The 12,508-nt window shown below is 42.3% G+C and carries 11 protein-coding genes; 8 read left to right on the top strand and 3 right to left on the bottom strand.

The window, feature by feature from the left end:
* Positions 1 to 267: 267 nt before the first annotated feature.
* The 4 genes from polA to QL982_RS06010 all read left to right on the top strand — a co-directional run bounded on the left by polA (position 268) and on the right by QL982_RS06010 (position 5,628).
* Positions 268 to 3,246 (top strand): DNA polymerase I, encoded by a 2,979-nt coding sequence (gene polA / locus QL982_RS06025; RefSeq protein WP_290164961.1) that lies wholly within the window; start codon positions 268 to 270, stop codon positions 3,244 to 3,246.
* A gap of 122 nt (positions 3,247 to 3,368) precedes the next feature.
* Entirely contained in the window at positions 3,369 to 4,169 is an 801-nt protein-coding gene (locus tag QL982_RS06020; protein WP_290190225.1) for a WG repeat-containing protein, read from the top strand.
* Positions 4,170 to 4,449: 280 nt separating this feature from the next.
* Positions 4,450 to 4,986: a hypothetical protein gene (locus QL982_RS06015; protein ID WP_290190224.1), complete on the top strand. Its 537-nt coding sequence runs from the start codon at positions 4,450 to 4,452 to the stop codon at positions 4,984 to 4,986.
* A gap of 282 nt (positions 4,987 to 5,268) precedes the next feature.
* Positions 5,269 to 5,628 carry a hypothetical protein gene (locus QL982_RS06010; protein WP_290164950.1) on the top strand — a complete coding sequence of 120 codons (360 nt, stop codon included), beginning with the start codon at positions 5,269 to 5,271 and terminating at the stop codon, positions 5,626 to 5,628.
* A 127-nt stretch (positions 5,629 to 5,755) separates the two neighbouring features.
* Here the strand turns inward: QL982_RS06010 and QL982_RS06005 are convergent, their stop codons facing one another.
* Together QL982_RS06005 and hemH are read right to left on the bottom strand one after the other, a co-directional pair.
* Positions 5,756 to 6,571 (bottom strand): BPSS1780 family membrane protein, encoded by an 816-nt coding sequence (locus QL982_RS06005; RefSeq protein ID WP_290164948.1) that lies wholly within the window; start codon positions 6,569 to 6,571, stop codon positions 5,756 to 5,758.
* Between the two features lie 255 nt (positions 6,572 to 6,826).
* Complete coding sequence (hemH, locus tag QL982_RS06000) at positions 6,827 to 7,846, bottom strand: ferrochelatase (protein WP_290164946.1); 1,020 nt, start codon at positions 7,844 to 7,846, stop codon at positions 6,827 to 6,829.
* A gap of 478 nt (positions 7,847 to 8,324) precedes the next feature.
* Here hemH and QL982_RS05995 point away from each other — a divergent pair, with 478 nt between their 5' ends.
* The 3 genes from QL982_RS05995 to QL982_RS05985 all read left to right on the top strand — a co-directional run bounded on the left by QL982_RS05995 (position 8,325) and on the right by QL982_RS05985 (position 11,290).
* Positions 8,325 to 9,707, top strand: a complete 1,383-nt coding sequence (locus QL982_RS05995) for a homoserine O-acetyltransferase (RefSeq protein ID WP_290190236.1) — start codon at positions 8,325 to 8,327, stop codon at positions 9,705 to 9,707.
* Positions 9,704 to 10,321, top strand: a complete 618-nt coding sequence (gene metW / locus QL982_RS05990; protein WP_290190223.1) for a methionine biosynthesis protein MetW — start codon at positions 9,704 to 9,706, stop codon at positions 10,319 to 10,321. The genes QL982_RS05995 and metW overlap by 4 nt, the downstream gene beginning before the upstream one ends.
* A gap of 387 nt (positions 10,322 to 10,708) precedes the next feature.
* On the top strand, positions 10,709 to 11,290 hold the full coding sequence (locus QL982_RS05985) for a tetratricopeptide repeat protein (protein WP_290190222.1): 582 nt from the start codon (positions 10,709 to 10,711) through the stop codon (positions 11,288 to 11,290).
* A gap of 83 nt (positions 11,291 to 11,373) precedes the next feature.
* On the opposite strand, the gene QL982_RS05980 is transcribed toward QL982_RS05985, so the two are convergent.
* Positions 11,374 to 11,718 carry a metalloregulator ArsR/SmtB family transcription factor gene (locus QL982_RS05980; RefSeq protein WP_290190221.1) on the bottom strand — a complete coding sequence of 115 codons (345 nt, stop codon included), beginning with the start codon at positions 11,716 to 11,718 and terminating at the stop codon, positions 11,374 to 11,376.
* A gap of 196 nt (positions 11,719 to 11,914) precedes the next feature.
* Here QL982_RS05980 and QL982_RS05975 point away from each other — a divergent pair, with 196 nt between their 5' ends.
* The gene (locus tag QL982_RS05975; RefSeq protein WP_290190220.1) at positions 11,915 to 12,454 is read left to right on the top strand and encodes a hypothetical protein; all 540 of its coding nucleotides are present in this window, start codon (positions 11,915 to 11,917) and stop codon (positions 12,452 to 12,454) included.
* Positions 12,455 to 12,508 lie beyond the last annotated feature (54 nt).

The following is a 12,508-nucleotide window of genomic DNA, read 5'->3' as shown; positions in this document are numbered from 1 at the left end:
ACAAGCTCGACGGTTAAACAGCTTGATTATTAAAGCTGTTTGATTGTTAGATAAGCTACGAAATAAGGAACTCAGTTAACGCTGGGTTCTTTTTTTATGGCCGAACCAATTGTCGTACCACGCGCATCATTCATATCAATAGGCAATACAATAGGTGATATTGAACATCTCGTAACGGTTAAGCAGTTCGGCACACACGGATTTTATCGTTATAATAAGCACATATTTCTATCTAATAGCTGATAAGTGACCTTTATGACTGATCCTATGACCGACTCCATCACCGACAGTGACCACAACTCCCATCAAGCGATTGATCCTGCCGCATTGCCAAACTTTGAAACCATGCCCAATGTAGCGACGATGGATACCAGTCACGTTGATAAAAACCAACCCCCTTTTATCTTGGTTGATGGCTCTTATTATCTGTTTCGCACTTATCATGCCTTACCAAAAACCATGCAAAACTCACAAGGCCTGATAACCAATGCCATCCGTGGCACGCTCAATGCGCTGCTCAAGCTGATGCGCCGTTATCACCCTACTCATATGGCCGTCTGTTTCGATACCAAGTCACCGACTTTTCGTCACCATATGTCTGCTGACTATAAAGCGGCGCGACCACCCATCGACGTAGAGCTGGTAGAGCAAATTCCTTATATTCATCGTTTGGTCACGGCCTTAGGTCTGCCCCTGTTGCGTATCGAAGGCGCAGAAGCCGATGATATCATCGGTACACTTGCCCATCGCGCTGTCGCTGAAGGTCATCATGTCGTCATCTCAACGGGCGATAAAGACATGATGCAGCTGGTCAATGACTGCGTTATCTTAGAAGACAGCTTTACGGGTAAAGTTACGGACACAGAAGCCGTCATTGAAAAATTCGGTATTAACCCAAACCAGATGATTGATTTTTTAACATTGATGGGCGATGCCTCAGACGGTATCAAAGGTGTGCCTGGTATCGGTAAAAAAACCGCCAAAGACTTACTCATTGAGTATGGCGATATCGGCAATATGTTAAAGCATATTGGTTTTATCAAAGGTCGCGGTGCCAAAGGTTTGATTGAACATGCTGATGATATTCCGTTTAATAGGAAGCTAGCTACCATCGTGACAGATTTAGGTATCGGTCAAGATTGGAACGATCTAAAAATCAATACTGACCCTAGTGCCCACATCGACGAATTACGCGAATTGTATAATGAGCTTGAGTTTAGAAACGAGCTAGCGTCTCTCGATCATCCAAACCATCCAGCTAATGCTAATGGAAACGGCTCGCAGAGTGTTGCTGACAGTCAAGCGAATGCTGAATCACAAGCGCAAGTAGCCAAGTCGCTACAATCAAGCAGTATTGAAAATATCCAAGATAGCAAATCGCATGATAGAGCATGGCATACTGTGCTCGACGAGCCAGCTTTTGAGAGTCTGGTTAAGCTATTAGAGTCTGTACCGCATTTTGTCATTGATACCGAGACCACTAGCATCTATTGGCGTCAAGCTGAAATCGTCGGTCTCTCCTTTGCTGTGCAAGCCCACGAAGCCTATTATATTCCGCTGATGCATAGTCTAGAAGGTGATGAGCTAACAACTAAACAGCTCGACCGTGACACCGTTTTGACACGCCTAAAGCCAATTTTAGAAAATTCAAACATCGGTAAAATCGGTCAACATCTAAAATACGATGCTCATATTCTCAGTCATTATGATATCGATTTGGTCGGTGCCATTCATGAACAACCCAATAATTGGGCCATGGATACCATGCTTGCCAGCTATGTGATTAACGCTGCCGCCACTCGTCACGGTATGGATGACTTGGCACGTCATTATCTACAAACCCAAACCATCAGCTATGAAGATGTCGCTGGTAAAGGCGCTAAACAAGTCACTTTTGACCAAGTCGCCATTGATATCGCCAGTGACTATGCCTGTGAAGATGCCGACATTACTTATCAGTTATTTGAGGTGTTCAGCGTTGAGATGGCGAACGATGCCAATAATGCTAAATTATTACATGAGTTAGAGATTCCAACGGCAGAAATACTGTGCCAAATGGAAGCGAACGGCATTCTTATCAAGCGTCCATTCTTAAACGAACTATCAAAACGCTTTGATGAAGAAATTATCGCGCTGGAAAAACAGGCCTATGAAATCGCTGGTGAAGAATTTAATCTTGGCTCACCAAAGCAATTAGGCGAGATGTTGTTTGAAAAGCTTGGCGTTGCTGGTGGTAAAAAAACCAAGTCAGGCCAGTACTCTACTGGTGAAGCAGTATTATCAAAAATCGACCATCCATTAGTCGATATCACGTTGGAATATCGCAGCCTATCTAAGCTAAAAAGCACTTATACCGATGCGCTTGATAATGTGGCAGATAGCGAAACTGATCGTGTACACACCAGCTATCACCAAGCATTGACCAGCACGGGTCGTTTGTCTTCGACTGATCCCAATTTGCAAAACATTCCGATTCGTACCGCGACTGGTCGATTAATTCGCCAAGCCTTTATTGCTCCAGCAGGTCGTGTGATTCTCGCAGCGGATTATTCACAAATTGAATTGCGTTTGATGGCGCATTTTTCAGGCGATAATAACTTAACGCATGCCTTTAACGAAGGTTTGGATATTCACGCTGCGACTGCCGCTGAAGTGCTTGGCAAAGATGTCGCAGATGTCACCTCTACTGAGCGCCGTAATGCCAAAGCCATTAACTTCGGACTGCTATATGGCATGAGTGCATTTGGTCTGGCTAAGCAGCTACAAATGAGCCGCAATGAAGCGCAAGACTATATCGATATGTACTTTGATCGCTATCCGGGTGTCAAAAACTATATGATCAATACTCGTGCCAGCGCTCACGAACAAGGCTATGTCGAGACAATATTAGGCCGTAAACTCTATACGCCTGATATCACCCACAGTAACCGAATGGTCAAGCAAGGCGCTGAACGCGCGGCGATTAACGCACCATTACAGGGATCTGCCGCTGATCTAATCAAGCTTGCTATGATTGCCGTGGATAAGGTATTGCCAAAAGATCAAGCTAAGATGCTGCTACAGGTCCATGATGAATTGGTGTTCGAAGTCGATACTGATAAAGTCGATGAGATTAGCCAGTTGATTACTGATGCGATGCAAGATGTATTGACAGTTACTGCGGTCGAAAAAGGCTGGAATGTGGACTTTGCAGTGCCATTATTGGTTGAGACTGATAGTGGTCAGAACTGGGATGAGGCGCATTAAGAGCTTTTACAGAGTAAAGCACCTCAATTTCCAAGATTTTCATTATATTTGATATGGGTTTTTCTTTAGATTGCCCATATCATACCCAATCGATAGGATCTAAGTCGTAGGAGCTGACGTTGATGGCTAAAGGTTTCGTTATCAGAAAATTATTGACCACACTTACCCTAGCTTTTAGCTTGTCTTTGAGCAGCTACACGATAGCATGTGAATTATCGCCAGGATATAAACTTTCGGAAGGAATAAGTTGGGGGGAGCTATGTGACTTCAATGAAGGTTTAGCAAGTGCTCAGAAAGATGGCAAGTATGGTTTTATTGACAAACAAGCCAATGTCATCGCTCCATTCAGTTATGATTTTACAGCTGATTTTTCTGAAGGACTAGCCATCATAGAAAAGAATGGACATCAAGGGTACATCAACAAAAAAAACCAGGTCATTATTCCGATAATGTATGATGATGTCAGACCTTTTTCTGAAAATAAAGCGGCTGTTGAGCATGATGGTCAATGGGGTGTTGTCAATAATACTGGCGAACTTACTGTCCCATATCAGTTTGACGAAATCAGGTATTTTTCAGAAGGTCTAGCACCCGTAAGAAAAGATCAGATGTGGGGTTATATTGATAGCAATGGAAAGACTGTTATACCCTTCAACTATCTCAATGCTGATTCGTTTCGTGATGGCTTGGCAGTCGTGGCCAAAGCAAGTGGCTATGGCATGATAAATAAAGATAATAAAATAATCATACCGATGGAGTATGATATGCCTATTTTCACTGGTAACTATTACATAGATACTTTTGAATTTGTGAAAGGCAATAATTTTCACTATTTTGATTCAGAGGGCAATCTTTTAGCTGTTAGCGACTACCTCGACACGATACCTAAAGTGATACGTGTTCGGCAAATATCAACACAGTAAACACTAGGCCGTGTCCTCATTTAGATTGTGAGGCTTAAATAGTTAGCCTGGCTTGATAGTAAGTTAAGTCCTCAACTCTCTTGCGAAAACTTGTATTCAATCGTCTTATATCATTCATACAAACAACCACTTATGACCAGTTAGTTATATTTCATAACAGTAATATCTAAGTTTGGGTTTATAATAGGTCATCTGTTAAACCCTAGCTATTCGATATTTTTTGCTTTGAAGTGAGCCTTTGGGCTCACTTTTTTGTCTGTTAAATCAGGAGTCATTTATTTTGAGCTCAGATGGCATCATTGAAGCCCCCGGCATTATACTGTTGATAGCGTGCCTGTTGCGTATTTCACAATATGTTATACAAAGTCATGTCACACAAATTAAGGCTTTTTGGCTGGCAGCCATACTTATATTTGTCTCTGTTATTCGTCGAGAGTTGAACTATCTACCCGACTTGCTGGTGCCAAGCGATTTTTCATTGCTTAGTCAATCTTATGACTGGTGGGAAGACTGTGTACTGACCGTGATTTATCTCGTTGCGCTTGGCCTGTTGGCCTATTCGAGGCATTACCTTTGGGCAGTGCTAAAAAACGTGCCTGTTTCACTCTATCTCAGCGTTACTGTATTGGCAATCATTCAATACATGGGTGAGAACGCCATTATGTTTCCGCATACATTTGGTGAAATTGTTGAAGAGTTGGCTGAAACTGTCATCTACGGCATTGCTTTGGCTTATCTGTGGCGATTTAAACTGGCTGACTATGAATCATGTCTGGTACAGAAGTTAAACTATAAGTTCAACCACGCCAATCATTAAAACCATGATTACGATAAGCGCAATCTACCATATAACGACATTGCTATGAGGTAGGTAAAGCTTTCAGCAAATTTTTTAATATTTACGGCTGCTCAATATGAGTGGCCGTTTTGCATTTTGCCAATCGTCTTACATTTTTGAACATCCTGTCACACCTTACTACTAGTGAAAAATTGAATAAGCGTACAAACTAAGAAGCATATTATCTACGTTGCAATGAGCGATGCTCAGATAAGCCAGTGCGTTACCTTTATACCTAATAACTACAATAAGGAATTATTCATGGAAAACTCAAAAAATCCGCTACCAGAAGCAATGGATCATATTGATGGCAATAGCCGTGACAATAATGACAACATCAATGACCAAGACAATGAAGGCAACCAACTGGTCGATTTAGACAATCCGATGTTACATACCATTGATAACAACGATGTCAATGATAATAGTGCAGGGTTTAACAACTCACAAGTAGGCAGTGATGCCACGCAAGGACTGACACCTGTGCATCGTCAAAATATTGATGAGTCGCGTGTCGATGAGATTTTGGTTCAGGACAACCTTGATGACAGCGATTATCCAGATGCGATGGATATCGCTGATAGAGAAGCGGCTGAACGTAGCAACGATGATGATTTTTAGCAATTAATACGGCTGTTGATACAACACTTTGGTCAAAAAAAAGCACGCTTAATTATATTAAGCGTGCTTTTTTATCGATCATGACGTAGATGAGGTTTTGCTAAAAACCACCTTTAATAAACATGACTTACGCCGCTGATAACGGCTGATCGGTCCACACATCGCGATAACTGGTGTAATAAGTAATCATACCTATTGGGAGCAGTATTAGAATACCCAGTCCCAATGTAAAAACGACGGCTAATATCATAATTATAGGAGCAACTATCCAAAAAACCAAAAACGGTAGAATGTTTTTTAAACAGCCCTTAAAGCTCATTTTCATCGCTCGAACGGGTTCTATATCGTGAAGTACAATTAAAGCAGGTGCAAACCAAATGGCCATTAATACAGGGAGTAACAGTAAAGAAACCAATAAAGTCCCTATTAGTATGCCTACAATCGCAACATTACTTGACTCTTGAGCTAAGGATGCAAGCATACTGCCGAATACGATCAGCATCGGTATCATCATGACAATCATAGCCACTAGATACAGTACAAATAAAATAATTAATGGCATAAGATGCGTATTGAAGGCTGAAAAAAGATGATCAAATTTTAACTCTCTGCCCGTAGCTTGGTCGGCACATCCCTTTATGATTCCGCCAACAAATACAAAAGATATGAAAGGGAAAATAAATTTTACCACGGGGACACTACTGCCAATGACAGCGATGATTAGGTAAGCGACACCAATCGCTAACCACAATAAGAATTGATCTTTAAATATTGCAAATGCCTTGGTAATCCAGTTTACACCCCATCCTGCTTGGCAAACTCGCGGTTCTGCTAATAACTGTGGCAACAAATTACCATATTCATCCATTGGCGGTAAGTTCGGTGGTTGGCCATTAGGTTTTTGCAATGATATAGGGTTCAGTGAATCGTTCAAGCTAGACATGCTTATCCTCAAAAATAAAGTGGTACAAATATAAAATTAAGCAGCTATGTAAAAATAGCAAAGACCACAAAACAAAAATCTGCTTGGTACATTGTTACATACCAGTAACAAAAAATCTCAACTTTATTCTATTGATATGACACATACAAAAAAATACCGAACATCATGTCCGGTATTTTTTATGATTTATTCATTATAGCTATAATAGCCATTACATCAATGATATCAAAGACATCTAGCCGTCAAATTCAGTGACTAAGCCCAACCATCCAAAGTGCCCGCCCAGCCTTTTACTAAGGGCGCACTGAGGGCTTCAAGCAAATCAATGTGCGCATCATCAAGATTCAATGCTGGAATATAGTGATATTCTTGCCCGCCCGCCTCAAGGAAGTTTTCACGATTCTCAATCGCCAGCTCTTCTAGCGTCTCTAAGCAATCCGCTGAAAATGCTGGACTAATCACTTGTACCGAGCGCACGCCAGACTTGCCCCAATCTTCTAGTACCACATCAGTATACGGCTTGACCCACTCTTGTTTACCAAAACGCGACTGGAAACTAATAATCCATTCATCTTCTGTTAGGCCAAGCGCATGAGCGACTTGTGCTGCAGTACATTTACAACGCTTGGGATACGGATCACCTTTATCAGCATAAGGCTGCGGAATACCATGAAAGCTAAACATTAGCTTTTCAGGCTTGCCATGTACCGCTTGAAAGCGACGAATCGAATCTGCCAATGCTTGGATATAAAGTGGATGCGCAAAGTAGTCTTTGACAATCGTATAATTTGGCAAGTTGCGTTGCTTGAGCGTCCACTTCGTCAATGCATCATAGACCGCACCGCCTGAAGAGGCTGAATACTGTGGAAACAGTGGCAAGATAACAAAATGATCAACACCCTCACTGCGCAAATTATCCATCACGTCAGGCAAGCCAGGGTTGCCATAGCTCATTGCAGGATGTACAGAGACACGAAATGGCGCCACACTATCAGCCAAACGTGGTTCTAATAGCTCGACTTGGCTTTTTAGTATCTTACGAATCGGCGAGTCGCCTTCCCAGATACTGGCGTATGCTTTTGCCACACGTTTAGGACGACTGGGCAATACGAACAAGTTGAGAATAATCGCCCATAAGAATTTGGGAATCTCAATCACACGCGGGTCTGACAAAAACTGTTTGAGATAGCGCCGTACGGCAGGTGCCGTTGGTTCATCTGGCGTACCAAGATTCACTAACAAAACAGCAATACGTGGGGGCAATTTAGGTTTCATAGCAGCACTTTATTAGCAGTAAGTTATTAAAGACGATGTCAACATGATGCGAGGTAAGATTGTTAAGACATCATTGAATCAACACCTCATTAGTGTAGCATTTTATCCATTAATGACGCGTGGTAAAAGCACCCCTATACAATTTGATACGCAGTTGCTGTTCATTTGCCGTTGATTATTGATGACTTGCTACTTGCGACTTATTCATTATTTGACTATGGCCCATCTTCCAAAAAAACTACGCTCAAAAGGCGCGCTCGATGGTTGTACTCCTACGCGCATCCCCATACAATAGGTAAGCCCAGTTTATAAAAACCGTGTAGGTAAAATAGCCTGTCAACAACGTGCCATTTTGCTTTTATTTTATTGATGATTGTTGTATTGCGAGGTAGCTTTGAACGCACGCTCTGATAATACCAGTGACCAGCACCCTAATGCTCAATCCCACGCCAACAGCTCTGCTAGTGCTGTCGGATCAGTGGGTGTCATTACGCCCCAGAACTTCCATTTTGCTGAGCCATTAACGTTGGAATGCAACCGTACCCTACCCTCGTTTGACTTGATGGTAGAGACTTACGGCACGCTCAATAGCGACAAATCAAATGCGATTCTGATTTGTCATGCGTTATCAGGCAATCATCATGCAGCTGGCTTCCATAGCACTAAGGACAAAAAGGCAGGCTGGTGGGACAATATGATTGGCCCCAATAAAGCGATTGATACCAATCGGTTCTATGTGGTGTGCGTCAACAATATCGGCAGCTGTTTTGGCTCAACAGGGCCTACGACTATCAATCCCGATAGCGTCAGTTCAGATGATAACGCTGATTCAAGCGATAGCAATGCAAATGAGAGCAGTGAGCCGCAAGTGTATGGCCCTGACTTTCCGCTCATCACCATCAAAGACTGGGTAAAAACCCAAGCCATGCTCTCAGATCGTCTGGGTATCGACATTTGGCATGCCATCGTTGGCGGCTCGATGGGCGGTATGCAGGCATTGCAATGGTCTGTTGATTATCCAGAGCGACTCAAGCGCTGTGTGGTCATTGCTAGTACACCGAAGCTATCGGCTCAAAATATTGCCTTCAACGAAGTGGCGCGCCAATCTATATTATCCGATCCTGACTTTAAAGATGGTCGCTATATACAAGAAGGCACTTATCCTCGTCGCGGACTGATATTGGCGCGTATGGTTGGCCATATTACCTATTTAACTGATGACGCGATGAAGGCCAAGTTTGGGCGTGATTTAAAATCTGGCAAATTTATGTATGGCTACGATGTTGAATTTCAGGTCGAAAGCTATCTACGCTATCAAGGTGAGCGCTTTAGTGAAAACTTCGATGCCAATACTTATCTGCTCATGACCAAAGCATTAGATTACTTTGATCCGACGCGTGACTATCCAATACGTGATTATCCAATACGCGACTACCCATCATCCGTAGCAAAAGACCCTACAGAGTCAGCAGCGCACATTGAAGATTCAATCGCGGCCTCAGTCGAGTCTAGTAAAGCCAATGCACAGAATGCGTTCGAAGATGCAGTAGCGACGATTGAAGGTATTGAGTCTGATCGTCAGCAAGAGCTCTCTGCGCTCAAAGCCGCCTTTGCTCATACACAATGTCAATATCTGGTCGTGTCATTCACCACTGACTGGCGCTTTGCACCTGAGCGTTCACAAGAGATTGTCGATGCACTAATGGCCACGGGCAAACCCGTCAGCTATATCAATATTGACGCACCGCATGGACATGATTCCTTCTTATTTGATATTCCACGTTATATGGGTGCGGTCAGAGGGTTTTTAACTGCGCCGTTTATTTCTGGCAAAAGTACCGCTACAGGAGACCGCTCATGAGAATGGATCATCAATTGGCTGAGCGTTGGATTGCCCCGCAGTCGCATGTGCTGGATTTGGGCTGTGGTAATGGTGAACTACTCGCTCACCTACAACAAAATCGCGGCGTGACTGGCTACGGACTTGAGATTGACGAAGAAAAAATCAACGATGGCATCGCAAAAGGCTTATCTATTATCGAGCAAGACCTCAATGATGGTCTAGCGCGCTTCGCTGACAACAGCTTTGACACCGTCGTCATGGCCCGTGCGCTGCAAGCAGTTAAATCGCCTGATGTGCTATTGCTTGATATGCTACGTGTGGCCCGCGAAGCCGTCATCACCTTCCCTAACTTTGCCCATTGGCAAAACCGCCTGCACTTAGGGCTGAAAGGCATGATGCCTGTCTCTGAAGCATTGCCTTATGAATGGTACAACACGCCAAACATTCACCTATGCACCTTTAAAGATTTTGAGCTGTTATGCGCGCAACATGATATTCATATCATTAATCGTTTTGCAGTTAGCGATTCTGAAAAAGGCCATACACCGTTGATGAAAGCGCTAATAAGACAAGCGCCTAACCTGTTAGCAGACGTCGCCATTTATCGAGTGACGAAAAAAGAGTCGGCGTAATATTCGTCACTTCATTCATCCAACATCATCAAAATAGCCATGAATAGACTGGTCTTAACCTTAACAGACTGTTAATTTATGAGGGGTTTTTAGTAACTAACTGATTTTATTAGGAACAATCAAGTACAATTGTCTGTTAGAGCTTGTAATTAGTATTTGAGTTTCGTAAGTTTGGGTGTTAAGCTAGCAAAATATTGTCAATCATCCCACTATACTGACCGTTCGTCTGATTAGTCAGGGTTAAATCGATGATACAGAAATGATAAACCTCATTATTATTAATTAGGTAAGTTCATATCATGAGATTCCACCTAATTATTAACGCCGTCTAAAATACTTTAGCGGTACAATCTATTTGCTTATTAACTGCCTAATTTTGGAGCTGCTATGAAATTATTAAAAGCTGCGTTGTTTACTGCATTATTTTCTTGTGCTGGTTTAGCCAATGCTGAGTTAATATCCAATGTACCGCTTGATACGTCACGTTTTGAGCTAATGCCTATAAGCGAGCTGTCTAGCCGTGCCGCTCAAGGTAATGATCACGCTCAGTTCTATCTGGCCAAGCGTTTGCAAAAAGGTGAAGGGATGGCCCAAAACACCCAGCAAGCAATCCAGTGGTATACCAAAGCAGCGCAACAAGGTGTTGCCCCTGCTCAGCTGAACCTTGCTATCATGTACTTGCGCGGTGAAGGTGTACAGCCTAACCTACAACAAGCCCGTGGTTGGTTAGAAAAAGCCGCCATGCGTGGCGACAACCGTGCCAGCTATACGCTTGCATTGTTAGATGAAAAGCAAAAGAATTTGGTCGATGCTTATAAATGGTACGATTTGGCTGCCCGTGATGGCATGCTAGATGAAAAAGTACGCAACAAAGCACGCGGTAAAATTGGTCAGTTGGCATTGAACTTATCGAGCTCAGACATTGCTAGTGCCCGTAGCAAAGCAGATACTTGGTTCCAGAGTAAGTAACTCTATAGCTATTTATTTTAGCGAATAAAAAATCCAGCCTTTGAGCTGGATTTTTTGTGTTTGGATAATCAACGCAGTTTTAACTATTGGTTACTGATTGCATCTTTCTTCTCTTGAGCTATTCTTTTGCTTTCCTTCTTCAATGGACTCCCGACTGGGCAAAAGCTTGCCGTAAAATTGACTAAAGTCGCGACCAAATTATCCTCTACGATAGAATAGTGAACGTATTGACCACGCTTATCACTTTTTACTAACCCTGCATTTTCTAATACTTTTAAATGCTTTGAAAGCGCAGGTTTACTCATCTCAAATCTATCAGCAATCTCACCTGATGTCATCTCTGTACTAGATAAATAACTTAAGATTTGCCGCCGAGGCGTTGAGGATAATGCCTCAAATACTTTTGCAGAATCTTCTTTTTCAGCCATAATGCGCTCCGTTTTTGATAGCTATATTCTAATCATGATACTTTTGATTACTGTCATTCTATTTTGCTGCTTAAATAAATCCTTGCATTTATCCTAAATAACATTAAACTATTTAACTAATGAGTTAAATAACTAATTAACTATTCATTACCTAGTTATTATCATACTCGAAAAATCATGACTAAGGAATAGTGCGATGATTGATATTAATAAGACAGTAGTAATAGAAGGCACACCTAGAATGGTTGAGAGCGGTTCAACCAATGCTGAAAAAGGCCGAATGGTTTGGTCACCGCTAAAATCAACTTGGTATCTATGCCACACATCAATCGCTATAGTTGCAGGGTTTCTGACTTTTTCATGGAGCGCGTTACTGGTTTTCGTCTTATTTACAGGTATTACCTTATGCTTAGGTCATTCATTAGGCATGCATCGACGTTTCATTCATAACAGCTATGAATGTCCATTGTGGATAGAATATTTATTCGTCCATTTTGGCGTTTTGGTCGGTATGGCAGGACCACTCGGCATGATGCATCAGCATGATTTACGAGATTGGGCACAGCGTCAGGCTAAGTGTCACGCTTATCTAAGACATGGCTATAGCTTGGCAAGAGATGGTTGGCAACAATTAAACTGTGATTTAGTCTTAGATAATCCTCCAAATTTCATACCTGAACCACGGGTCAAAAACAGCAAAGTCTATCTACTAATGGAAAAAGCGTCTTCACAGTAAAACCACCCGAGATATTAAGCCCTACAAAATAGAAGATGACGCTTTAGCTCAAGA

This window comes from Psychrobacter sp. 5A.1, assembly GCF_030407455.1.
Classification (GTDB): domain Bacteria; phylum Pseudomonadota; class Gammaproteobacteria; order Pseudomonadales; family Moraxellaceae; genus Psychrobacter.
The sequence above is the reverse complement of the archived record's forward strand: the minus strand, read 5'-3'. Positions and strand labels throughout refer to the sequence as shown.